The sequence below is a fragment of the Blautia sp. HA9023 genome (genome assembly GCF_056504095.1).
Window position 1 is genome coordinate 340,421 of the sequence record NZ_JBWLUR010000010.1, and the last position, 23,329, is coordinate 363,749.

General features: G+C 45.3%; 20 protein-coding genes. 6 read left to right on the forward strand and 14 right to left on the reverse strand.

Annotated features, from left to right (window positions below; genetic code table 11):
- Window positions 1–17: 17 nt before the first annotated feature.
- Window positions 18–2,210 carry a DNA topoisomerase III gene (locus tag AC04Q6_RS17060; protein WP_118071057.1) on the reverse strand — a complete coding sequence of 731 codons (2,193 nt, stop codon included), beginning with the start codon at window positions 2,208–2,210 and terminating at the stop codon, window positions 18–20.
- Between the two features lie 151 nt (window positions 2,211–2,361).
- On the reverse strand, window positions 2,362–3,036 hold the full coding sequence (locus AC04Q6_RS17065) for a response regulator transcription factor (protein ID WP_021977242.1): 675 nt from the start codon (window positions 3,034–3,036) through the stop codon (window positions 2,362–2,364).
- A 179-nt stretch (window positions 3,037–3,215) separates the two neighbouring features.
- On the opposite strand from AC04Q6_RS17065, the gene AC04Q6_RS17070 reads away from it, so the two are divergent.
- Both AC04Q6_RS17070 and AC04Q6_RS17075 read left to right on the forward strand, forming a co-directional pair.
- Window positions 3,216–4,148, forward strand: a complete 933-nt coding sequence (locus tag AC04Q6_RS17070; protein ID WP_118071058.1) for a diacylglycerol/lipid kinase family protein — start codon at window positions 3,216–3,218, stop codon at window positions 4,146–4,148.
- Between the two features lie 84 nt (window positions 4,149–4,232).
- On the forward strand, window positions 4,233–4,922 hold the full coding sequence (locus tag AC04Q6_RS17075) for a phosphatase PAP2 family protein (RefSeq protein ID WP_021977244.1): 690 nt from the start codon (window positions 4,233–4,235) through the stop codon (window positions 4,920–4,922).
- 37 nt (window positions 4,923–4,959) lie between these two features.
- Here the strand turns inward: AC04Q6_RS17075 and AC04Q6_RS17080 are convergent, their stop codons facing one another.
- The 3 genes from AC04Q6_RS17080 to sfsA are packed head-to-tail and all read right to left on the reverse strand — an operon-like array spanning window position 4,960 to window position 7,721.
- A complete protein-coding gene (locus AC04Q6_RS17080; protein ID WP_021977245.1) occupies window positions 4,960–5,976 on the reverse strand; it encodes a glycosyltransferase family 2 protein in 1,017 nt (338 codons plus the stop codon).
- Complete coding sequence (gene mutY / locus AC04Q6_RS17085; RefSeq protein ID WP_021977246.1) at window positions 5,973–7,028, reverse strand: A/G-specific adenine glycosylase; 1,056 nt, start codon at window positions 7,026–7,028, stop codon at window positions 5,973–5,975. Before mutY ends, AC04Q6_RS17080 begins: the two co-directional genes overlap by 4 nt.
- A 12-nt stretch (window positions 7,029–7,040) precedes the next feature.
- Window positions 7,041–7,721 carry a DNA/RNA nuclease SfsA gene (gene sfsA, locus AC04Q6_RS17090; RefSeq protein ID WP_021977247.1) on the reverse strand — a complete coding sequence of 227 codons (681 nt, stop codon included), beginning with the start codon at window positions 7,719–7,721 and terminating at the stop codon, window positions 7,041–7,043.
- Window positions 7,722–7,870: 149 nt separating this feature from the next.
- Between sfsA and AC04Q6_RS17095 the strand changes: the two genes are divergently transcribed.
- On the forward strand, window positions 7,871–8,491 hold the full coding sequence (locus AC04Q6_RS17095; protein WP_021977248.1) for an HAD family hydrolase: 621 nt from the start codon (window positions 7,871–7,873) through the stop codon (window positions 8,489–8,491).
- Window positions 8,492–8,493: 2 nt separating this feature from the next.
- Window positions 8,494–9,870, forward strand: a complete 1,377-nt coding sequence (locus AC04Q6_RS17100; RefSeq protein WP_178087495.1) for an MATE family efflux transporter — start codon at window positions 8,494–8,496, stop codon at window positions 9,868–9,870.
- A gap of 168 nt (window positions 9,871–10,038) precedes the next feature.
- Here the strand turns inward: AC04Q6_RS17100 and AC04Q6_RS17105 are convergent, their stop codons facing one another.
- From AC04Q6_RS17105 to AC04Q6_RS17130, 6 genes are all read right to left on the reverse strand, one after another.
- The gene (locus tag AC04Q6_RS17105) at window positions 10,039–10,338 is read right to left on the reverse strand and encodes a DUF3784 domain-containing protein (protein ID WP_021977250.1); all 300 of its coding nucleotides are present in this window, start codon (window positions 10,336–10,338) and stop codon (window positions 10,039–10,041) included.
- 81 nt (window positions 10,339–10,419) lie between these two features.
- The gene (locus tag AC04Q6_RS17110) at window positions 10,420–12,180 is read right to left on the reverse strand and encodes a L,D-transpeptidase family protein (RefSeq protein WP_476389793.1); all 1,761 of its coding nucleotides are present in this window, start codon (window positions 12,178–12,180) and stop codon (window positions 10,420–10,422) included.
- A 153-nt stretch (window positions 12,181–12,333) separates the two neighbouring features.
- Entirely contained in the window at window positions 12,334–13,686 is a 1,353-nt protein-coding gene (locus AC04Q6_RS17115; RefSeq protein WP_118071060.1) for an MATE family efflux transporter, read from the reverse strand.
- A 244-nt stretch (window positions 13,687–13,930) separates the two neighbouring features.
- Window positions 13,931–15,472, reverse strand: a complete 1,542-nt coding sequence (gpmI, locus tag AC04Q6_RS17120; protein ID WP_021977253.1) for a 2,3-bisphosphoglycerate-independent phosphoglycerate mutase — start codon at window positions 15,470–15,472, stop codon at window positions 13,931–13,933.
- A gap of 139 nt (window positions 15,473–15,611) precedes the next feature.
- Window positions 15,612–16,907: a homoserine dehydrogenase gene (locus tag AC04Q6_RS17125; protein WP_021977254.1), complete on the reverse strand. Its 1,296-nt coding sequence runs from the start codon at window positions 16,905–16,907 to the stop codon at window positions 15,612–15,614.
- A gap of 54 nt (window positions 16,908–16,961) precedes the next feature.
- Window positions 16,962–18,080, reverse strand: coding sequence for an Mbeg1-like protein (locus tag AC04Q6_RS17130; RefSeq protein WP_021977255.1), 1,119 nt, complete (start codon window positions 18,078–18,080; stop codon window positions 16,962–16,964).
- Window positions 18,081–18,531: 451 nt separating this feature from the next.
- Here AC04Q6_RS17130 and AC04Q6_RS17135 point away from each other — a divergent pair, with 451 nt between their 5' ends.
- Window positions 18,532–18,804 (forward strand): helix-turn-helix domain-containing protein, encoded by a 273-nt coding sequence (locus AC04Q6_RS17135; RefSeq protein ID WP_021977257.1) that lies wholly within the window; start codon window positions 18,532–18,534, stop codon window positions 18,802–18,804.
- A 230-nt stretch (window positions 18,805–19,034) separates the two neighbouring features.
- On the opposite strand, the gene tpiA is transcribed toward AC04Q6_RS17135, so the two are convergent.
- The 3 genes from tpiA to gap all read right to left on the reverse strand — a co-directional run bounded on the left by tpiA (window position 19,035) and on the right by gap (window position 22,231).
- Complete coding sequence (tpiA, locus tag AC04Q6_RS17140; protein ID WP_015527001.1) at window positions 19,035–19,784, reverse strand: triose-phosphate isomerase; 750 nt, start codon at window positions 19,782–19,784, stop codon at window positions 19,035–19,037.
- A gap of 44 nt (window positions 19,785–19,828) precedes the next feature.
- A complete protein-coding gene (locus AC04Q6_RS17145) occupies window positions 19,829–21,025 on the reverse strand; it encodes a phosphoglycerate kinase (protein WP_118071061.1) in 1,197 nt (398 codons plus the stop codon).
- Between the two features lie 186 nt (window positions 21,026–21,211).
- Entirely contained in the window at window positions 21,212–22,231 is a 1,020-nt protein-coding gene (gene gap / locus AC04Q6_RS17150; RefSeq protein ID WP_021652276.1) for a type I glyceraldehyde-3-phosphate dehydrogenase, read from the reverse strand.
- A gap of 260 nt (window positions 22,232–22,491) precedes the next feature.
- On the opposite strand from gap, the gene AC04Q6_RS17155 reads away from it, so the two are divergent.
- On the forward strand, window positions 22,492–23,310 hold the full coding sequence (locus AC04Q6_RS17155; RefSeq protein ID WP_021977193.1) for a histidinol-phosphatase HisJ family protein: 819 nt from the start codon (window positions 22,492–22,494) through the stop codon (window positions 23,308–23,310).
- Window positions 23,311–23,329: the final 19 nt, after the last annotated feature.

Here is a 23,329-nt window from a genome sequence, read left to right on the forward strand (position 1 = left end):
TCTGACAGCCAACTTATTTAATCCAGTCTGATTCCTGATAATGCCTGTGCAAATGCGTTGTTTACCGGCTCGTTGGCCTCTTTCTGCTGTTTTTTAAGATAACGCTGCACATCCCTTTTATTGACACCTGCACCTTCTTTGGCACGTCTTGCCTGGAAAGCTGAAAGCTTCTCTTTATATCCGCACTGGCATACAAAGGTCTCTTCTTTTCCCTTCAGAAGCATCTCCATCCGCTTGTGACATTTCGGGCAGCGCGCGTTGGTAGTTCTGGATACCGTCTCCCTGTATCCGCATTCTCTGTCCTCACATACCAGCATCTTCGCATTCTTTCCATTAACTGCCAAAAGGTGTTTGCCACAGTTGGGGCATTTCTTGTTTGTCATATTGTCATGGCGGAACGTTCCCTGTCCGCTCTTGATCTCATCTACGATCTCACAGGCATACTCACGGATCCCTGTGAGGAATTTATCCTGACGGAGTTTCCCGTTTGCGATATCGCTGAGTTTCATCTCCCAGTCTGCGGTAAGTTCCGGCTTCTTCAGTTCTTCCGGAACCAGTTCCAGGAGCTGTTTTGCCTTGGAGGTAATGTAGATCTCATTGCCTCTTTTTTCCATCATAAAACTGTTAAAAAGTTTCTCGATGATATCGGCTCTTGTTGCTACTGTTCCAAGACCGCCGGTTTCGCCCAGAGTTTTTGCCGCCTTTTTGTCGTGGCTTTCCATAAAGTGGACCGGATTCTCCATGGCGCCAAGAAGTGTGGCCTCTGTAAATCTTGCAGGCGGTTTTGTCTGTCCATTTGTAAGGGATGCAGATTCCACAGTAAGAATCTGGCCTTCCGCAAGGGCCGGAAGCTTCTGGTCTTTCAGCCTGTCAGCCTCCTCTTCTTCCTCATCCTGACAGCCACCTTCATAGACTTCTCTCCATCCGGCGCTTTTTACGATTCGTCCGCTTGCGGCGAAAGTTTCTCCTGCTGCCGTTCCTTCCATGCTCACCTGCTCATATACAGCCGGCGGATACAGCACACTTAAGAAACGGCGGACTACCATATCATAAATTTTCCGTTCCTCATTTGTCATATGATCCAGCTGTACAAACTGTTCTGTCGGAATAATTGCATGATGGTCACTGACTTTCTTATCATCCACAAAACTTGCATTGGCCTGGATTGGTTTGTTGGCAAGCACACCGGCAAGTTTCCGGTAAGGACCTGTTCCACATGCCTGAAGACGTTCTTTAATAGTAGGAACTACGTCTTTTCCGATATATCTGGAATCGGTCCTTGGATAAGTAAGAACCTTATGGTTCTCATAGAGCCGCTGCATGATGTTCAGCGTCTCTTTTGCGGAAAAACCGTATTTCTGATTGGCCTCTCTCTGAAGAGTTGTCAGATCATAAAGTCCCGGTGCATAAGTTTTCTTCGGCTTTCTGGAAACTTTTGTTACGGTAATGCTGCCTTTTCCGGCTTTTGTCTGGATCTCCTGGGCACGTTCCTTCTTAAATGTACGGAGGCTTCCGCTCTTTCCGTCACGCCAAGTCCAGCGCACGTTTCCTGCCTCAATAGTAATTCCGTAATAGCTTTCCGGTTTAAATTCCCGGATCTCCTGCTCTCTTCTTGCGATCATGGCAAGGGTCGGTGTCTGCACACGTCCGCAGGAAAGCTGTGCATTGTATTTACAGGTCAGCGCTCTGGTTCCGTTCATTCCCACCAACCAGTCTGCCTCTGCCCTTGCCTGTGCCGCACGGTAAAGATTATCATAATCATGACCATTCTTAAGGTGGGCAAAACCGTCACGGATCGCCTTGTCCGTTACCGATGAGATCCACAGACGTTTGATTGGTTTATGACAGTCTGCCTTTGCAAGGATCCATCTGGCTACCAGTTCTCCCTCTCGTCCGGCATCTGTGGCAATGATGATCTCCCCGATATCCTTCCGGTAAAGCTGGGTTTTTACTGCATTGTACTGTTTGGATGTCTGACGGATCACCACCAGTTTCATCTTCTCCGGCATCATGGGAAGAGTGGAAAGTTCCCATTTGGTATATTTTTTATCGTATTCTTCCGGATCTGCCAGGGTTACCAGATGTCCCAGTGCCCAGGTCACCACATAGTCTTTTCCTTCCAGGGTTCCGTTCCCTTTCTGGCTGCAGTGGAGGACTCTGGCAATGTCTCTGGCAACCGACGGTTTCTCTGCGATCACTAATGATTTCATATTTTTTATTTCACCTCATGCTCTTTGGAGCCTTCTCGATTACGCTCCAGGGTTCACCTATTATAGCATGAAAAAAGCACTTCGTCCAGAAAAGGGCCAAAGCCTTTTTCCGTCGAAATGCTCTTTTATTTTTTTGTGTTTTTTGTTTTTATTACGCGCATTTTCCGCTGATCTTATAACCTACCCCACGAACCGTTTCCACCAGATCACCGGCTGAACCAAGTTTCTGGCGGAGGGTACGGATATGTACATCTACGGTTCTGCTTTCCCCGTCAAATTCATATCCCCAGATCTGATTTAAAAGCTGAGTTCTGGAGAGAACCGTTCCACTGTTTTTCAGAAGGAGACAAAGCATCTCATATTCTTTCAGTGTCAGATTCACTGGTTCCTGGTCAACCGTCACCTCATGTCTTCCCGGACACACATAAAGATTTTCCATGCGGTATTCCTCTGCGCCATTGTCCTCTGATCTCCGAAGAAGGGCCCGTACCCTGGAGATCAGTTCCATCATGCGGAACGGTTTCGGAATATAGTCATCTGCACCGCTGTCCAGGCCTACCACTGTATCAAATTCACTGCCTTTTGCAGTAAGCATGATCACCGGAAGTTTCCGGACATCCGGACGGATACGGATTTTCTTTAAAATAGACAGTCCGTCTTCTTCCGGAAGCATAATATCCAGAAGTACCAGAGAAGGCTGTTCTTTTTCCATCGCCTTCCAGAAAAGTGATGGCCGTTCAAATCCCTGTGCATCAAGGCCCTGACTGTTTAATGTATATACAACAAGTTCACGGATACTTTCGTCATCTTCCACCAGATATATCATAATTTTCCTCCAACTTCATTTTTCACCTGACAGTTGCAAGTATAAAGTGCCTTCGTAAAATCCAACATAGAAAAAACGTTAAGTTTATGTAAAATATAGAAATCCTTAAGAAATTTTAATTTGTAAAAGCCGGACGTCAATGTTATGATAAAGCTGACAGTTGTTTGGAGGTTTTTATTATGTATTCTTTTATTGTGAATCCCAATTCAAGATCCGGAGAGGGGCGTAATGTCTGGAACCGGCTTCGCAGCATCATGGAAAGTCAGGGGATTTCATATCAGTATTTTCTCACAGAATATGTGGGACACGCCACAGTGCTGGCGGAAAAGATCAGTGCCGCTGGAACGCCGGAAGATCCGGTAACGCTGGTAACTGTAGGCGGTGATGGCACAATTTACGAAGTACTTACCGGGATCCGTGATCTGTCTTCAGTCATCTTTGGATTTATTCCGGTTGGGTCCGGCAATGATTTCTGCCGCAGCATGGGCCTGCCATTTGATCCTTTTGAAGCACTTCACTCCATCCTTGAGAACAGAAGGACGATTTCCATGGATGTTCCTGTGATCCATCTTGGCAGCCATTCTTACCGGTTCGGCATCAGTGCGGGAATGGGTTACGATGCTGCAGTCTGCCAGGAAGTCCTGATCACCCCGGGGAAAAAATTTCTCAACCGTCTCCATATGGGCAAACTGATCTATCTTATGGTGGCGCTGAAACAGTTTCTCTTCCTCACCCCGTCTTCGGTTACGGTAACCTTTGACGGAAGCGAACCACAAACCTTCGGGAAAACCTGGTTTGTGGCTGTAATGAACCAGAAATACGAAGGAGGCGGCTTTAAGTTCTGCCCGGATGCCAGTCCGGATGACGGCCTTCTGGATGTAATCGTCATTGAAGGAATCTCCAAACTGAAAATGCCTTTCTGCCTGCCAGGTGCACTCTGGGGAAAACATACACACCTTCGCGGTGTACATATTTCGCAGTGCAAAAACGTACATATTACAAGTGACCGTCCTCTTCCTGTGCATAAAGACGGAGAATCCGGCGGAATCCAGCGTGAATTTTCTGTGACCATTGAAAAGAAACCTTTAAAAATCATAATGCCTGTGTTATAGTAGCAGGTAGATACTTGACAAAAAAGAAGCTTAAGACTGACACCCATGGCATTTTGGCCATACATCAAGAAAAGGAGCGGCAAAATGTTGAGTAAGATAAAAAAATACAGGCACGGTTTTATCATAGCGATCTATTTCGTTGTGTATCTTATCCTGTTTGGATATCTGGAACAGCGGCCTGTACGTGCCTACCATGTTGTACATACTGTTTTTGATGATATGATCCCGTTCTGCGAGATTTTTATTATTCCGTACCTTTTATGGTTTCCATATGTGATACTGACAGTTGTGTATTTCCTGTTCCGCAATAAGAATAAACGGGAATATTTCCAGCTGATCTTCAATCTGATGATGGGAATGACGGTTTTCCTTGTTGTTTCCTACATCTATCCGAATATTCAGCATCTCCGCCCTGCGGTATTCCCGAGAAACAATATCTTTACACAGCTGATTGCAGAAATCTACAGGACAGATACCCCGACCAACATCCTGCCAAGTATCCATGTATTTAATTCCCTGGCTGTTTATTTTGCCATCCATCACTGCCAGGCACTGAAAGATAAGAAATGGATCCAGAGAGGATCTCTGATCCTTTCCATTCTGATCATCCTGTCCACCATGTTTATCAAACAGCATTCGGTGATCGATGTATGTCTCGGTACCACACTGGCATTGTTCGGACATCTGCTGTTCTACCCACAGAGAGTGGAAGATTATGAGGAACAGCGTGCTATGGCACAGATGAGCAAGAAGAAACCGGAACAAAATTTATAACAAAAAAAGCCCCGTTGGGGGCTTTTTTATTTGCGTCCTAGTTAAATCCATAAAACTTCTGACAGATCTTATAGGCTGCCACAAACATCTTTCTTCCACCTCTTCCCGGAAGGTTGGACACTCTTCCGAAAAGACTTCTCCGAAGTTTCCGGTACAGTCCCATATTCTGATCTTTGATATAATCCTGCAGCTCCTGTTTTTTATCCAGGCATTCCTGCGTTGCAGCTCTTACCAGCATGATTGAAGAAACGGTTGTGATGATATCCAGATAGCTGAACATATACGCACGGAGTCTCCGGTTGCTTACATTTGCTTTCAGATAGGCATCCACCATCAGCTTGTTTACACGGATCTGCTGATCAATACGTTTGATCATTACTTTCTCATTGACGGACTGATCATCTCTTCCAATAAAATACCGGTAGAAATTCACATCCAGATAATAGAGATTTTTTACATAGGGAAGCGGCTCAAACGCAAACAGATTATCTACATAGAACGTATGCTTCGGAAGTTCCATTCCACAGTCATGAAGAAGTTTGGTACGGTAGATCATGGAATGCATAAGAAGGTACTGGCCTTTTTTCATATGGCGTACTTCGTCCCATCCGAAAATCTGGTTTGTTGGAAAACAGTGTCTGTACTGCATGACCTTTTTGCGGGTAGCTCCCTGCTTCTCATAGACGAAATTACTGATAAGAAGATCCACAGTCTCGGCTCCGCGGGTGAGATCGTAAAGTGTCTTCAGAATCTCATAATAGGCATCCTGATTTACCCAGTCATCGCTGTCCACAACTTTGAAATAAAGTCCTGTTGCGTTTTTGATTCCTGTGTTCACTGCCTGTCCATGGCCGCCGTTTTCCTGATGGATGGCTTTTACGATGGTTGGATATTTCTCGGCATAATCCTCTGCAATCTCGGCAGTACGGTCACTGGAACCATCATCTACAATGATGATCTCTACTTCCTCTCCTCCGATCAGCAGGGAATTGATGCATTTTGACATATAAGCCTCTGAATTATAGCATGGTATTGCTACGCTCAAAAGTTTCATGTGTTTTCCTCCTTCATGTATCTGGTGTATGCGCGAAACGCAGATGGTATTGCATATTTCTCGGCAGATTCTCTCTTATCTGCAAACAGGAACTTTTCCCTAGGTGCTTCTTCCAGAGAAGATACCGCGATACGGTAAGCGCACATCCTCCATTCAATATGTGAAAAAATGTGCTTCGCATCCGGCAGTGCTTCGATCCTTAAGGGTTCCAGTCCCATATCTTTTACCTGGGCGAGAGCTGCCTTTTTGGTCAGGTGTCCTTCCACATTGGGAAGCTCATAAAGGCCTGCCAAAAGTCCTGTATCCGGGCGTTTCCGAATTGCTGTGCTGGCACCGTCCTGGATTACAAGGATGGTGCGCTGTTCTATGGTGCGGGCTTTTTTCGGTGCTTTTACCGGAAGTTCTTCTACTGTTCCGTGTTTTCTGGCAAGGCAGAATTCTCCTAGAGGACATTCTTCGCATTTTGCCGTTCCGTTTGGAACACAGACTACAGCTCCCAGTTCCATCATGGCCTGGTTGAAATCTCCGGGCCGATCCTTGGGCATCCGCTCTGTAAGCTCGTTTTCTACAGCTTTCCGCACAGACTGTTTCATGATATCTTCATGGTTTTCGGTTAGTCTTGTATATACCCGCAGTACATTTCCATCTACTGCCGGGACTTTCTTCCCGTAGGCAATGGATGCAATGGCACCTGCCGTATATCTTCCTATTCCTTTTAACGAGAGAAGTGTCTCAAAGTCTTCAGGAATCCTGCCGTCATATTCTTCCATGACCTGAATGGCCGCTTTCTGCATGTTGCGGACACGGCTGTAATAGCCAAGTCCCTCCCACAGCTTGACAATACGCTCCTCCGGCGCCGCCGCAAGTGCTGCCACATCTGGAAGCTCCTGGATAAACCGTGCAAAATAAGGTTTCACAGCTTCCACTCTGGTCTGCTGGAGCATGATCTCCGATACCCAGGTGTAATAGGCATTGTCCTTATCACGCCAGGGCAGGATCCTCTTGTTTTTATCGTACCATTTCAGAAGGGGTTCTGCAATGTTTTCGGTCATATTGTTTCCTTTCTATAATTTCACCGGTACCGGATCACAGATCTTCATGGAATCTTCCGTGATGGCGCAGTCATAGGCCAGGATGTGGACACCGGCATCTGCTGCCTCCTTAAGTGTTTCCCCGAACTTCGGATGTGTCTCCCGGTTCGGTTCAAAATACCGTACGTCCTTCATCTGGATCACCAGAAGAAGATAGGCCTCATAGCCGTCAGATGCCGCTTTCATCAGTTCGTGGAGATGCTTGATCCCACGCTCTGTAGGCGCGTCCGGAAAACGCACGATATCATTTTCTTCCAGGGTGACGCCTTTTACCTCAATAAAAGCCTTTCGCTCTTCAGATTCCACATACAGATCAAAACGGGAGTTTCCATATGTCTTCTCCCGCCTGACAGTCACTTTCTCCGGAAAAAGATTTCCGGCTGCCACCCACTCTTCTGCTGCTTTATTCGGAGCCTGGGAATCCATATTGATCCAACGGCCCGCCTTGTTTACACAGATCAGATCGTATTTTGTTTTCCTGGCAGGATTGTCACTCTTTTCCAGGATCACTTCTGTTTCCGGAACAAGAAGTTCTCTGCATCTGCCTGTGTTCTTTACGTGAACCGTCTCCAGCTGATCCCCGATCTGTACATGGGCGATAAACCGGTTTGGCCTGTCTTTGAAAATACCTCTGATCGTATTTTTATAGTTCATATTTTTTCCCTCATATCTTTTACTATAACATAAAATCTTCAAAAGCGCAGTTGCTTTTTTTTCTTTTCTCATATAGAATTGTTTTGTACTATGTCCAGTACAAAGAGTTGCTTTTTTACATATTACAGATATTTTGGGAGGTTTTTCTGATGGACAGTATTATTTTTGATGTTGACGGTACGCTCTGGGATTCCACAGGAATCGTGGCTGAGGCATGGAGCGATTACCTTATCCATACGGAACACATGGATACTGATGTAAGTTCTGCGCGACTGATGGGGCTTTTTGGTCAGCTTTTACCGGATATTGCCAGAGCTCTTTTTCCGGAGCTTTCGGAAGCGGAACAGCTTCGGATCATTGACGGCTGCTGCCAGGCAGAGCACGAGGCACTGCTTCGCAAATGTGCTCCGCTGTATCCGGATCTTGAGGAAACACTGAAGATCCTTTCCAGCCGTTTTCCTCTTTTTATCGTCAGCAACTGTCAGGCCGGATATATTGAAGTGTTCCTAAAATCCACAGGCTTTGGCCACTATTTCAAGGGCCATCTCTGTCCCGGTGACACCGGCATGGCCAAAGCGGAAAATATCATGAAGATCCGCGAGGATAATAATCTTTCCGATCCGGTTTATATCGGTGATACTATAGGAGACTTTAATGCCTGCCGGAAAGCAGGAGTTCCTTTTATCTTTGCTGAATACGGTTTCGGTCAGGTGGATAAACCGGATTACCGGATCACCAGGCCTTTTGACCTTACGGAGATATGCAGATGAGTATGAAAAGATCAAAATCCATAGACCTTACTTCCGGTCCAATCCTGAAAACTCTTGCGGAACTGGCCCTTCCTATCATGGCCTCTTCCTTTCTGGGAACTGCCTATAATATCACGGACATGGCCTGGATCGGGCTTCTGGGATCCAAAGCAGTTGCCGGCGTAGGGGTAGGTGGCATGTATGTGTGGCTTTCCCAGGGACTGGTCGCCCTTCCCCGAATGGGCGGACAGGTAAACACTGCCCAGGCCTGCGGCAGGAAAGATTATAAAGAAGCCGGTTTCTACGCAGCCAGTGCCTTGCAGATGACCATTCTGTTCGGCCTCTTATTTGCTTTGGCAAGCATCGTTTTTCTCGATCCGCTGATCGGATTTTTTAATCTGGCAGACCCTGATGCCTATGCTTCTGCCAGATCTTATATGCTGATCACCTGCGGACTGATCATTTTTTCCTTCCTGAACCTGACCCTCACCGGACTTTTCACAGCTCAGGGAGATTCCAGGTCACCACTGATGGCCAATTTTCTGGGACTTGTAGGAAATATGATCCTGGATCCACTCCTGATTCTTGGCGTGGGACCGTTTCCACGGCTTGAGACTGTGGGGGCTGCCATTGCCACAGTAACTGCTCAGATCCTGGTTTTTTCAGTGTTGGTTTTCCGTATTTTTACGTCCAGGCTGGAACCCAATGTACTTCGTGGGCTTCATCTTTTCTCACGTTTTCCGGGAAAATTTTATAAAAATATCCTCCGCATTGGTCTGCCAACAGCTATCCAGAGCATGATCTACTGCATGATCTCCATGGTACTGACCAGAATGGTTTCCGCCTTCGGTGCTGCTGCCATCGCTGTCCAGCGTGTGGGCGGGCAGATCGAATCTGTTTCCTGGAATACCGCAGATGGTTTTGCCTCTGCATTAAATGCATTTACCGCACAGAATTTCGGTGCAAAAAAATACGACCGAATCCGCCATGGATACCGCATTTCTTTCGGCATCCTGGCAATCTGGGGTCTTATTATAACCGCATCTTTTGTGCTGCTTCCACGCCCGATCTCCGGTCTGTTTTTCCATGATCCGGAGTCACTTGGAATTTCCGTAAATTACCTGATCATCATTGGTTTCAGCGAGGCGTTTATGGCCATTGAGCTGATGACCATCGGTGCTCTGTCCGGTCTTGGAATGACCAAACTCTGCAGTATCATCAGCATTATCCTGACCGGTTCCAGAATTCCGCTTGCCATGCTGCTGACTCACGTGGGAATGGGACTTGACGGTATCTGGTGGGCGCTTTCCCTTACTTCCATTGTAAAGGGCATTGTCTTTACAATGACATTCCGTCATACCAGCCGTACAAAATTAAACGATAGTAGTTCCGGGAATTAATGCATCAAAAGGAACTTGTCCGGATGTGATCTACCGCTTCCCACAATGCTGTCAGACCTTTACAGGATTACTCAAAATAAAAACCTCTCTGCGAATCCGGAAACGATAAGAATCGTTTCCGGATATCCACAGAGAGGTTTTTTATGGATCACAGAAATCGGCCCTATATTATTTTTTCAGACATTTTGTTCTGAGAAGAAACAGAAAAACTGCGAGGATCACAAATAAGATAACCACATATGCAATCTTTGCTGCCATGCTTTCGGTAAAAGCATCGACCCCGGTGGCAATTCCAATAAGAATCAGGCAGATTCCGGAAAACTTTTCCATTTTTTTCTCATCATATTTCTGTGCTCTGGCCTGAGTATTCCCACCTTTCATAAACACAGATCCATGACCTGTAAGAAGCATAACGCCTATTACCAGCGCCGCAATTGCCAGTACATAACTGAATGTCTGATCAAACATAATTATTTTCCTCCTTATAAATAACAGGAGCCCCGCACCGGATCACCGGCTGGCTCCTGTTTGTTATTGCTATAGATCCGATCAATAAAAACAGATAATCGGAACATTGTACTGAATAATATTGTAAAGCTCTCCTGCCTTATCCGGCGGCATATTGATACAGCCGTGGGAACCTCCTGTGAGATACCGGTCACCACCAAAGTATGGCTGCCAGTCCGCATCATGGAATCCAATTCCTCCGTTAAACGGCATCCAGTAAGTTACCGGCTGTTCATAAGAATATGTTCCATCTGCTTTCTTGGTACCACGGAGTACATCCGGGCTCTTCTTGTAATACATGGTGAAAATTCCAGGAGGCGTTTTTCTCTCCGGATCACTTGCGAGTCCGGATACGATATCCGACTCAAATATTACATTTCCATCCTGATAATACCACATATACTGCTCAGTCAGATCCACCTCAATGTAAGTATTACCCAGATCATTGACGCCATAGGAATTGGCTCTCATGGAATAAACCGGCTCTCTGGTCGTCTGCGTTCCGGACTGTATCTCCTGGGTAAGCTGTGCTACCTCTCCGTCCTGATCGATCTTCCAGCCATATGCAGATCCATATACAGATACTGTTCTTCCACTTGTAGTCTGGAACTGCCGCTCTGTGCCAACTGTGTCATGTGCTGCCGCAAGCTGTGCTACATAATCAACAATATGCTGTTTAAAAGACGCATCATCCTGGATCAGCTGTCCTTTCTCGTCAAACTGCAGCCAGTCTTTGATCGTATTTCCGTCAAGAGTTACTGTCTCATCCCCAAATGTATACGTGATACTTGCTTTCGCAAAATTGTTGTATGCATCTACAGTTGCCTGAAGATCAGCACTGTCACTTGTGATATCGGCTGTGACATAAGCATCCGGATTGCTTCCCAGATCTACTTCCGCGTCATCACTGCTGATGGCCTCACTGATCATCTGATAAGCTTCTTTTACCTTCAGCTCACTTCCTGCTGTCTCCGGCACAATAGTGAACTCAGAATTATTAAAACTTACGTATGCATTTTCCGGAGCTACCTGATTCTCCTTCTGTGCACAGTTCAGCGACTTCACCTCATTCTCCAGCTTGGTCTTGTCAAAAGCTGTCTCCTCTTTCGCTGTATAGGTTGTTTTTTCAAAAAAACCTTTCACCCATTCATAAGGTTTCTGCTCTTTCAGAAGATTCAATATCTCTCCACTTGATATATAGCGATAGTCGATATCCGAACCGGTGATCGTCTGTGCTTCCTGATCTCTGGCCTTTATCTCAATGCTGTAATCCGCCATCTTACTGGCGATCTCCTGTTCTACCTCATACGCAGTTTTATTGGAACTGTTAATTCCATTGATCGTTGTCCCCTCAAAAAAATGATTCGTGTAGTAATAAGACACTCCTGCGTACGCACACCCGGCAGCAACCAGAACCATCGCTGCGATCATTCCAGTTACCCTCAAAGCCTTATGCTTTTTCTTTTTGGGGAGAACGATGGGGGCAAATTCAGATTCATCAATAGGCACATAACTGATCTTCTTCGGCCTCGCTGACTTGGAAGTGACTGTACCATTGCCAGATGGCCGTCCTGATCTTGAAGTTCCTGATCCACCGGATGATCTCGCAGATCTTCCATGCGACACATTAGATGGTCTGGCTGACTTCGAATGTCCTGCAGATTTTGAGTTCTCTGCTGTTACGTGAGAAGCGGATGGATCTGATTTTTTCTCAGGCTGGACATCTCCGACTGTATCACTGACAATCTTCGCCATGGCGTCATTGATCTTATCTTCGATGTCTTTCTTCTCCTCGTTGCTCATATTTATATTTCACCTCTATGTTTATGTGTCTTTCGAAAAGACACCTTTCCATTGATACTTTCCGGGCTAATCCGCACTGATGTGCACGGATCAGTTACCAGCTTTTTCATTATATCATACTTTCTGGAAATTGCATCTCATTTCACGGTTTTTTTATAACTTATTTGTACCGTACAATTTCCGGGACATATCTTTCATAACATAAAAATACATGCCCCATAAAAGCACCGATGCAAAAACCCATGCCACCGGACTTGCCAGGCAGGTACCAACATAGCTGCTTTTTCCGGCTGCAACGGTAGCGGTGATCCCTCTTCCTGCAAGCTCAGCCACACCGGCCATCATAGGAAGAAGACCATATCCCATTCCCTGGATCCCGTTTCGCAGTACATTGACAAAATACAGAGGAATAAAAAACAGTGCCACACATTTTACATAGATTGCTACCATAGGAAGCACTTCTTCAATGTTATCTGAGATAAACAGATATGCAAAATATTTTCCCGCAAAGAACAGAAAACTACCAACAACAACAGAATATACAATTCCTATAAAATGCGAAGCCCGGAAGCCTTCGCGCACTCTCTCAAGCTTTCCGGCTCCGATATTCTGTGCATTGTAGGTAGCGCTGGCAGTTCCCTGTGCCACATATGCCTGGGTGAAGATCTGCTCGATCTTACTTCCTGCTGTAAACGCCGCCACCGCATAAGAGCCAAGCATATTTAAGGCTGACTGTACCATCATGGTTCCGATCGCCGTAATGGAATACTGCAGTCCCATTGGGATTCCCACACCGATCTGCTTGGCTGCGAGGTTACATCTGAAATACCAGTCTTCTTTTTTCATACGGAGCTCCGGTACAAACTTCCAGATATATACCAGACATAAGACTCCTGAAACTCCCTGGGAAATAATGGTAGCCCAGGCTGCTCCAGGCGCTCCCAGCTTAAACACGATGATAAATACGAGATCCAGCACAATATTCAGCATTGCAGATAAGATCAGAAAATACAGTGGCACTTTACTGTTTCCCAGTGCACGTAGGATGCTGGCCAGGATATTATATAATGCCTGGGCAAAAATACCTCCGCAGATAATCATAACGTAGGCATATGCGTCCTTAAAAATATCATCCGGTGTATGCATGAATTTCAGAAGTGCATGCATGCCTGTCATGCTGATGGCTGTCATAACTGCGGAAATCACAGCGGTCAGGATCAGTGCGTTTCCTACGGTCTGGCGCATCTCATCCATTTTTCCCGCACCATATTTCTGCGCAGTCAGTACGGTAAATCCGGCTGTCAGTCCCAGAAGGAAACCTATGATCAGAAAGATGATCGTTCCCGTTGAGCCGACTGCCGCCAGTGCCTTTGTTCCTACAAATTTTCCCACAACTACCGCATCTACCATATTGTAGAACTGCTGAAATACATTACCGATAAATACCGGGATCGTAAATCCCAGGAGCACTTTTACCGGCTTCCCCTGTGTCATGTCTGTTTTCATGAAATACTTTTCCCCCTGCTTAATTCATTCAATTATAAACTTTGTGCTGCTTTTGTTATTCTTTTTATAACTTTATACTTACTCAAAACTTACCTATCTTTATGTATCAGAGGGATTATAGTTGAAATGGAATGATTTTACAAGATGATTTTGAAAAATTTTTCCATGTGTGAAAATAGGAACAATCCGACGAAAAAAATCCCCGCAGATCTTTGAAAATCTGCAGGGATTCCATATATCTTATTTATTTCTCAACAAGAAGAGACTCTCCTGTCATTTCCTTCGGCTGCTCCATGCCCATAAGCTGGATCAGTGTCGGAACGATGTCTGCAAGGCATCCGTTCTCACGAAGTGTGTATTTCGGATCTGCATTTACCAGGATAAACGGAACCGGATTGGTTGTATGAGCAGTCCATGGCTCACCGGTCTCATAATTTATAAGTTGTTCTGCATTACCGTGGTCAGCGCAGATAAAGAGCTGTCCGTCAACCTCTTTGATTGCCTCTACAGCCTTTCCTACACACTCATCAACAGTCTCAACAGCCTTGATCGCAGCTGCCTCGACACCTGTGTGGCCAACCATATCCGGGTTTGCGAAGTTGATGATGATCACATCATATTTATCAGATTTGATTGCCTCAACAAGTTTCTCGCAAACTTCCGGTGCGCTCATCTCCGGCTGCATGTCATAGGTCGGAACCTTCGGGGATTTTACAAGGATTCTGTCCTCTCCCTTGTTCGGCTCCTCAACGCCACCGTTGAAGAAGAAAGTAACGTGTGCGTACTTCTCTGTCTCAGCGATACGTGCCTGTGTCATATTGTGAGCTGCAAGATATTCACCGAATGTATTGTGAAGAAGAACTTTGTGGAATGCTACCAGTTTGTTCTGGATCGTATCATCATACTCTGTGAAGCATACGAATGTAGTATCCAGTCTCTTCACTCTCTCAAAGCCTTTGAAATCATCATCGCAGAAAGCTCTTGTGATCTCTCTTGCACGGTCCGGACGGAAGTTGAAGAATACAACGGAATCCTTATCAGAAATGGTTGCAACCGGTTTGCCGTCTTTCTCGATCACTGTCGGAAGTACGAACTCATCGGTCTTGCCATCATCATAGGAAGCCTGAACTGCTGCCGCAGCATCTGTTCCCTTTACTCCTTCGCCCTGTGTAAGAGCTTTGTATGCAAGCTCTACACGATCCCAGCGGTTATCACGGTCCATTGCATAGTAACGTCCGGAAATCACACCGATCTCACCAACGCCGATCTCTTTCATCTTGGCTTCCAGCTGCTCTACAAACTCTTTACCGGATGCAGGCGGTGTGTCACGTCCGTCCAGGAAGCAGTGTACGTAAACTTTCTTAAGTCCTTCTCTCTTGGCCATCTCAAGAAGTCCATAGAGATGGGTATTGTGGCTGTGTACACCACCGTCAGAAAGAAGTCCCATGAAATGGATTGCAGAATCGTTCTCTTTTGCATTCTTCATAGCAGCGAGAAGTGCCTCGTTCTTGAAGAAATCTCCGTCCTGGATCTCTTTTGTGATTCTTGTAAGCTCCTGGTATACGATACGGCCTGCGCCCATGTTCATATGGCCAACCTCTGAGTTACCCATCTGTCCATCCGGAAGACCTACAGCAAGACCGCTGGCATTGCCTTTTACAAACGGATAATCTTTCATAAGTCCGTCCATAACCGGTGTCTTCGCCTCATATACAGCATTTCCGTCATGTCTGTCATTGAGTCCGTATCCATCAAGGATCATTAAAACTGTTGGTTTTTTACTCATAATTTTCCCCTTCTTATCTTTGATCGAAGTTCCATCCGGCACAGATTTCCGACGATATGGAAACTTCCTGCGCCATCCGGGATTCTTTTGTTTTCCATTTTATATAGTACCAAAATCCAGGAATTTTGCAACGCTTTTTTTATTTCTCATATACACGGATCATGGAAGAGATCTTTCTTACAGATGCACTGTTCTCCAGTTCTTCCTTAACCTTAAAGAAAGCGCCCTCACTTACCAGCTTGGTGATCACAACAACCTCTGCTGTATCCGGTCTCTTGCTCTCTTTCTGCATGATCTGTGCAACACTTGCCTGATATTTTGCAAAATGCTCCAGGATCTCCGCAAGCACACCACAGCGGTCCTCAACCTGCAGACGGAGGAAATAACGGTTGTGGGTATCTGCCATGGCTTTTACGGGAAGTGTCTTATAGCAGGTGCAGCCCACACGTCCACAGCAGTCTGCTTTCATGTTACGGACTACCTCAAATATATCACCGACAACTGCACTTGCTGTTGGAAGTTCTCCTGCTCCACGTCCGTAGAACATGGTATCACCTACAGCATCTCCATGTACAAATACCGCATTGTAGGAATCATTGACAGATGCAAGCGGATGCTCTGCCGGGATCAGCATCGGGCATACATAAGCCTCAACACCGTCCTCCTGGCAGCGTGCAACACCCAGAAGTTTGATCTCACAGCCCATTTCCTTGGCGTAGCGGATATCTTTCGCTGTGATCTTGGTGATTCCCTCGATATGAACATTGTCAAGAGTAACTCTGGAATTAAAAGCAACGGAGGCAAGGATCGCTACCTTTCTTCCTGCGTCAATTCCTTCTATATCTGCAGTAGGATCTGCCTCTGCATATCCAAGCTCTGTGGCAAGAGCAAGGGCATCTGAAAATTCCATTCCCTCCTGGGACATCTTGGTGAGGATAAAGTTCGTAGTTCCGTTTACGATTCCCATCACTTCCGTTACATGGTTGGCCTCGAGGCTGTTCTTCAGCGGGCTGATGATCGGAATTCCTCCGGCAACAGCAGCCTCAAACAGGAAATCTTTCTGTGCAGCCTTGGCGGTTTCCAGAATCTCTTTTCCGTGGACTGCGATCAGATCCTTGTTTGCAGTCACCACGTTCTTTCCGGCTTTCAGTGCTGCAAGAATATAAGTACGTGCCGGCTCAATTCCTCCGATCAGCTCGATCACAATATCTATGGAAGAATCTCCTTCTATATCTGCCCAGTCTGTTGTAAGAACAGATGGATCTTCCACCTTCTTAGATGCTTTCTCAAGGTTACGCACCAGGATCTTCGTGATCTTTACCTGACGTCCAAGCTTGGCTGTCATTTCCTGCTCCTGATTTTTGATAACTTTATAGACTCCGGTTCCTACTGTTCCAAGACCAAGAAGGGCCGCATTTACGACTTTTTCGCTCATTTTCTGATGTCCCCTTTCCGTTTTTTCCAATTTTTATCAGAGTTAACTCCTATGTTATGGCAGAAAACGCTTTTTGTCAAGCTCCGGCAGCGGAAGGAGTTCCAGCCAGCTGCCGAAAATTCCGGCGATCAGTTCCTGAACCATGATCTTGGACCGGGGTTCCAGTTTATCCAGCTGACGTACCATGGCCGCCAGACTTTTCAGGCCGCCGTCCTGAATCTGTGAAATCGTCTCTGCTCCGGTTGCTTCCAGCACGGAAAAAAGTTCCCCGATCAGATGCTCCCTCTGTCTTTCATCCATATGGTCGATCCATTTATGGAGACTCCGATCTGATGCCGCCGCTCTTCTCGTCAGACTTTCTTTCTCTATAAAGGATGGTCCCATCACCTCCCAGGTAAAAGCATCATGCTGCAGGATTCCCTTCTGGGTACTCGCTACAATCAGAGGATCTTTCTGGTGGTTGAGCAGCATACCGATCACCGATGCCTCAGGAATGATACGAGTGACTTTTGGCAAAACCTTTTCTACTTTCTCTGAACTGAAAAACGCTTCCGGGAAACCCGGGCCGTCGTTGTCATAAACGGAAAGGATTTTTTCCTGAAGTGCGTCATCACACTGCATTGCCGTGTACATAGCCAGATTTCCTCCCTTGGAATGCCCTCCGAGTCGAATCATGGACTGCATGTAAGTCCCATTAAATTCCAGATATTCCAGTGCTTTTCTATGAGAGGGCACAATTCCGTTGCTCAGGTTAAAATCTTCTTTCCATCCTACAATGGTATCGTCCGTTCCACGAAAAGAAATATATGCAGTTCCGTCAGGAAGTTCCACTGTAACTGCCGAAAACTGCTGCGCTTTCCGGAAAAGGATCTCATTAACATATCCTCCTGCCCTGCATTTTCGAAATCTTTCTGAGCTGGCCATTTTTTCAAGAAGAATTGGTGTATTTTGCAGAAAAGCACTTTCTGCTTTCACCTCTCCATCCTTTTCTTTTCCGGAAAATATCTCAAAAAGTTCTTCCACAGAAAGAGTATTCCCGTTTTTTACATCAGCTATTTCATCCAGATCCAGATAAGAAAAACATGCCAGTATCAGATTGTCTACTTGATTAAAGGGTGTCTGTTCAAAAGTAAGATCCCCTCTCCAGTCCAGATAATCCAGAATATTTCCCATTAAAATCCTCCCCAAATGATCCTATAAGCGTCTTCCGCACAGTTGCAGGCTTTCTTTCTATTATAATACGTAACAGCTATGCTGTATCCCCAATAATCTCCTTACTCTTATCATAACATAAATCCAAATCATTTGCTCTTTTCATCCAGTTTTTTTCTGAGGTAAATAATGTAGTGAATGCATCCACAGGTAAACGCTGGAAAAAGAATTGACAGACCTGCTGCTGACATTATATAGATTGCTGCTCCTTTTCCCGCTTCCGGTGTTCCGGCTACAAAACAATAAAACATTGTAGCTGAAAAATAAAGTATAACTACCACCGAAAAAAAGATCTTAAAAAACTTCCTCATCGTTTCTCCTTTCCATAGTGTCGGTATAAGGACACTGTTGTAATCCCAATTTTACCCTCATAATAAGATTAATTCAAGGACGAATCGGACAGGATATACATATGATAAAATATGACAGATTTTGGGTCACGATGAAGGAACGCGGAATTACTCAGTATGATCTTTATGAACATTATCAGATCACCCGTTCACTTCTGGACAGACTGCGAAAAAATAAAAATGTTGAAATTTACACAATAGACAGGCTATGTTCCATTCTCCACTGTGAGATTGAAGATATTGTGGAGCATATTCCAGAGCCTGATGAAATGAATGAAAAAACAGATACGAAGAATTATACTTCTTCCTCTAAAGATGATAAAAACTCTCTCTGACTGTAAAGGAATGCAGCTTTTCGTCGGCTGTGTCATCCATGTCAGAAAGAGTTTTTTATGTTATTATCACTTTTTTACTTTCCAGCTCGATTCTTTTCCTGAAAGTGATATCTGCTATTCTGTCAAAAAAGAACCCCTTCCACAGTTTATCCGGCAATTTTACCAGATTTATCTGTGTTCAGGGGTTCTTTCATACAATTTATTTATTCAGTTTGAACAAAATATACGATTTATTTGTAGTTTACAATCTTTCCGAAATCTGGTTTCAGGGAAGCGCCACCTACAAGACCGCCGTCGATGTCAGCCTGAGCAAATAAGTCAGGAGCTGTTGCAGCGTTTACAGATCCGCCGTACTGGATACGGATCTCTGCTGCTGTAGCGTCATCATAGATCTCAGCGATGCATTTACGGATATCAGCGCAAACCTCCTGAGCCTGCTCTGTTGTAGCTGTCTTACCTGTTCCGATAGCCCAGATCGGCTCGTAAGCGATAACTGCTGTCTTAGCCTGATCAGCTGTAACACCCTGGAATCCAACCTTAACCTGCTGACGGATGAAGTCCATTGTTACGCCCTGCTCTCTCTGAGTAAGTGTCTCACCGCAGCACATGATCGGTGTGATACCATGCTCGAAAGCTTTGAGCATTTTTTTGTTAACGTCTTCGTTTGTCTCACCGAAGTACTCTCTTCTCTCGGAATGTCCAAGTACTACATACTTAACGCCTGCATCTACGAGCATAGCCGGAGCAATCTCGCCTGTGTAAGCACCTTTCTCCTCGAAGTACATGTTCTCAGCACCAACCTGGATGTTTGTTCCTTTAGCTGCCTCAACAACAGGGATGATGTCGATAGCCGGTACGCAGAATACTACGTCAACTTCGTCGTTAACAACAAGCGGTTTTAAAGTCTCAACGAGCTTTACAGCCTCGCTTGGTGTCATGTTCATTTTCCAGTTTCCAGCAATAATTTTCTTTCTTGCCATTGTTTTTATCTCCTTTTTGTGTTCGTGGAACACTTTATTTTTTATCAGTCTTTATCGTTAGCTGCTGCTACACCTGGGAGCTCTTTGCCCTCAAGGAACTCAAGAGAAGCACCGCCACCTGTGGAGATGTGTGTCATCTTGTCGCCATATCCGAGGATATTTACAGCTGCTGCGGAATCACCGCCACCGATGATTGTTGTTGCGTCTGTCTCAGCAAGAGCTTTTGCAACTGCCTCTGTACCATGTGCGAAGTTCGGCATCTCGAAGCATCCCATCGGTCCGTTCCATACAACTGTCTTAGCATCTTTTACAGCATCTGCGAAAAGCTTCTCAGTCTCCGGTCCGATGTCCATTCCTTCCCATCCGTCCGGAATCTCACCACGTTTTACAATCTGGATGTTGCAGTCGTTGGAGAAGTCATCACCGATTCTGTTATCTACAGGAAGAAGAAGCTTCACACCTTTCTCCTCTGCTTTCTTCATCATATCGAGAGCATACTGAAGGTAATCATCCTCGCAGAGGGATGTTCCGATATGTCCGCCCATAGCCTTGGAGAATGTATAGGACATACCACCACCGATGATCAGTGTATCTACCTTGTCAAGAAGGTTGTTGATAACGGAGATCTTGCTGGAAACCTTAGCACCGCCAAGGATTGCTACGAATGGTCTCTCCGGATTGTTTACAGCGTTTCCGAGGAAATCGATCTCTTTCTGCATCAGATATCCTACAACTGCTGTCTTCACATATTTGGTAACACCTACGTTGGAGCAGTGAGCTCTGTGAGCAGTTCCAAATGCATCGTTTACGAATACATCGCAGAGGGAAGCAAGATCTTCGCTGAACTTGTCTTCGTTCTTTGTCTCTTCTGCACGATAACGTGTGTTCTCAAGAAGAACTACATCGCCATCTTTCATCTCTGCTACAGCAGCTTTTGCGTTCGGTCCTACTACCTCAGGATCTGCTGCAAATTTTACTTCCTGGCCAAGAAGCTCAGAAAGACGAACTGCTACAGGTGCAAGAGAAAGCTCCGGTTTCGGCTCTCCCTTCGGTTTTCCAAGGTGGGAGCAAAGGATAACTTTTCCGCCGTCTGCGATCAGTTTCTTGATTGTAGGAAGAGCAGCTACAAGACGGTTCTCATCTGTGATCTTTCCATCCTGAAGCGGAACGTTGAAGTCGCATCTTACAAGTACTTTCTGTCCTTTTACATTGATATCGTCAACACTTTTTTTGTTCAGCATCTCTATATCTCCTTAACTTTTATTTCTGCAAAAGCAGATGAATAAGGGCGAGCGGTATTGTTGTCCGCTCTGTTAACAGTCATTTCCTCAGACATTTTTTTGTTTGGTCTTTTGGAAAAAAAGGGCCCGGTCCTCTTCAGACCGGACCCTTTCTGAGTCTATTCTTCTACACCCGTTCGCAGAAAATTAAGCGTTCAGAAGTTTTCCGAAGTGCTTGATTGTACGAACCATCTGGCTTGTGTAGGAGTTCTCGTTGTCATACCAGGAAACTACCTGAACCTCTGTTGTGCCATTCTCAAGTGGAAGTACCATTGTCTGAGTAGCATCGAAGAGGGAACCAAATCTCATACCAACGATATCGCTGGATACGATCTCATCCTCGTTGTATCCGAAGGACTCATTGGAAGCTGCTTTCATAGCTGCGTTGATCTGCTCTTTAGTAACGTTTCCTTCAACTACTGCTGTAAGGATTGTTGTAGAACCTGTTGGGGTAGGTACACGCTGTGCAGAACCGATAAGTTTGCCGTTAAGCTCTGGGATAACAAGTCCGATAGCTTTAGCAGCACCTGTGCTGTTCGGAACGATGTTAACTGCAGCTGCACGGGATCTTCTCAGATCGCCTTTTCTCTGCGGTCCGTCAAGTGTCATCTGATCGCCTGTGTAAGCGTGGATTGTGCACATGATACCGGATTTGATCGGTGCAAGATCGTTAAGAGCCTTAGCCATTGGTGCAAGGCAGTTTGTTGTACAGGAAGCTGCGGAGATGATCTTGTCCTCGTTTGTAAGACCCTGATGGTTTACGTTGTAAACGATTGTCTTAAGGTCGTTTCCAGCCGGAGCGGAAATAACTACGTGCTTAGCACCTGCATCGATATGAGCCTGAGCTTTGTCTTTGGATGTGTAGAAACCTGTGCACTCAAGAACTACGTCTACACCGATCTCTCCCCATGGAAGCTCTGCAGCGTTAGCCTTAGCATAGATTTTGATCTCTTTTCCGTCTACTGTGATGGAATCCTCGCCTGCTGTTACTTTATCAGCAAGAGCATATCTTCCCTGTGTAGAATCATATTTTAATAAGTGAGCAAGCATCTTAGGAGATGTAAGATCGTTGATTGCTACGATCTCAAATCCTTCTGCTCCAAACATCTGACGGAATGCAAGACGACCGATACGTCCAAAACCATTAATTGCAACTTTTACTGCCATGATAAATTCCTCCTATGAATTGAATGGTGATTTAAATCGTTCCTTTGTTAAAGAAACATCAACCTGTCTCATATTGTACCTAATTCCAAACAAAAATTCAAGAGCTATTTATAAAAAAGCACATTAAAATAAATATTAAGAAAATTTATGAAAAATGTGTTATAATTCTGTGAGAGAAATCTCTGTCCTGCCAGCTCTAAATTTCAAAGCAGGTACAGCATCTGTTGCACACTCGTCAGACTTGAATATGGAGGTACAAAATGGGCCAGAAAATTTTATGGGACTGTCATATGCATTCCTCTTTTTCCGCAGATTCCGAAACACCCATGGAAGATATGATCCAGACTGCGGTTGATAAAGGTCTTACTGGAATCTGTTTTACCGAGCATCTTGATCCGGATTACCCGGAAACACCGGAAAATCTGGACTTTTCACTGGATATCCCGGCATACCGCCAGCGTCTTTTTGAACTGGCTGATGCTTTCCGGGACCAGATTTCTGTAAATTTCGGAATCGAACTGGGACTTCAGCCTCATCTTTCCGAATCTTTTTCCGGACTTCTGAAAGAAATCCCTTTTGACTTTGTTATTGGTTCTTCCCATGTGGTGCACGGATATGATCCCTATTATCCTTCTTATTTTGAAGGCCGGAAAGAATCCGCCTGCTATATGGAATATTTTGAATCCATTCTGGAAAATATCGCCGCATTTGATAAAATGGATGTCTACGGACACATTGATTATGTAGTGCGTTACGGCCCCAATCAGAACCGTCAGTACTCCTATGGCCGCTATAAGGAAATCCTGGATGAAATTCTGCGTACACTGATCCGCAAAAACATCGGAATTGAACTGAATACCGGAGGTTATCACTACGGTCTTGGAGAACCCAATCCATGTGTGAATGTAATCCGCCGTTATCGTGAACTTGGCGGCGAAATCATTACCATCGGTGCAGACGCCCACACCCCGGATAAAATTGCCTATGCTTTTGACAGGGCAGCCGATGTTCTCCGTGACTGTGGCTTTTCCTATTATACTGTGTTCAAAAACCGTCAGCCGGTTTTTCACAAACTGTAGATCTATTTCTCTCTCCAGT

Bases quoted from the DNA above. Each gene is read 5' to 3' on its own strand.
- gpmI (WP_021977253.1), bottom strand. From the start codon at position 15,472: ATGAGTAAAAAACCAACAGTTTTAATGATCCTTGATGGATACGGACTC.
- AC04Q6_RS17060 (WP_118071057.1), bottom strand. From the start codon at position 2,210: ATGAAATCATTAGTGATCGCAGAGAAACCGTCGGTTGCCAGAGACATT.
- tpiA (WP_015527001.1), bottom strand. From the start codon at position 19,784: ATGGCAAGAAAGAAAATTATTGCTGGAAACTGGAAAATGAACATGACA.
- AC04Q6_RS17115 (WP_118071060.1), bottom strand. From the start codon at position 13,686: ATGAAAACAGACATGACACAGGGGAAGCCGGTAAAAGTGCTCCTGGGA.
- AC04Q6_RS17135 (WP_021977257.1), top strand. From the start codon at position 18,532: ATGATAAAATATGACAGATTTTGGGTCACGATGAAGGAACGCGGAATT.
- AC04Q6_RS17075 (WP_021977244.1), top strand. From the start codon at position 4,233: ATGTTGAGTAAGATAAAAAAATACAGGCACGGTTTTATCATAGCGATC.
- mutY (WP_021977246.1), bottom strand. From the start codon at position 7,028: ATGACCGAAAACATTGCAGAACCCCTTCTGAAATGGTACGATAAAAAC.
- AC04Q6_RS17070 (WP_118071058.1), top strand. From the start codon at position 3,216: ATGTATTCTTTTATTGTGAATCCCAATTCAAGATCCGGAGAGGGGCGT.
- AC04Q6_RS17130 (WP_021977255.1), bottom strand. From the start codon at position 18,080: ATGGGAAATATTCTGGATTATCTGGACTGGAGAGGGGATCTTACTTTT.
- AC04Q6_RS17110 (WP_476389793.1), bottom strand. From the start codon at position 12,180: ATGAGCAACGAGGAGAAGAAAGACATCGAAGATAAGATCAATGACGCC.
- AC04Q6_RS17145 (WP_118071061.1), bottom strand. From the start codon at position 21,025: ATGCTGAACAAAAAAAGTGTTGACGATATCAATGTAAAAGGACAGAAA.
- AC04Q6_RS17100 (WP_178087495.1), top strand. From the start codon at position 8,494: ATGAAAAGATCAAAATCCATAGACCTTACTTCCGGTCCAATCCTGAAA.
- AC04Q6_RS17065 (WP_021977242.1), bottom strand. From the start codon at position 3,036: ATGATATATCTGGTGGAAGATGACGAAAGTATCCGTGAACTTGTTGTA.
- AC04Q6_RS17105 (WP_021977250.1), bottom strand. From the start codon at position 10,338: ATGTTTGATCAGACATTCAGTTATGTACTGGCAATTGCGGCGCTGGTA.
- gap (WP_021652276.1), bottom strand. From the start codon at position 22,231: ATGGCAGTAAAAGTTGCAATTAATGGTTTTGGACGTATCGGTCGTCTT.
- AC04Q6_RS17095 (WP_021977248.1), top strand. From the start codon at position 7,871: ATGGACAGTATTATTTTTGATGTTGACGGTACGCTCTGGGATTCCACA.
- AC04Q6_RS17125 (WP_021977254.1), bottom strand. From the start codon at position 16,907: ATGAGCGAAAAAGTCGTAAATGCGGCCCTTCTTGGTCTTGGAACAGTA.
- AC04Q6_RS17155 (WP_021977193.1), top strand. From the start codon at position 22,492: ATGGGCCAGAAAATTTTATGGGACTGTCATATGCATTCCTCTTTTTCC.
- AC04Q6_RS17080 (WP_021977245.1), bottom strand. From the start codon at position 5,976: ATGAAACTTTTGAGCGTAGCAATACCATGCTATAATTCAGAGGCTTAT.
- sfsA (WP_021977247.1), bottom strand. From the start codon at position 7,721: ATGAACTATAAAAATACGATCAGAGGTATTTTCAAAGACAGGCCAAAC.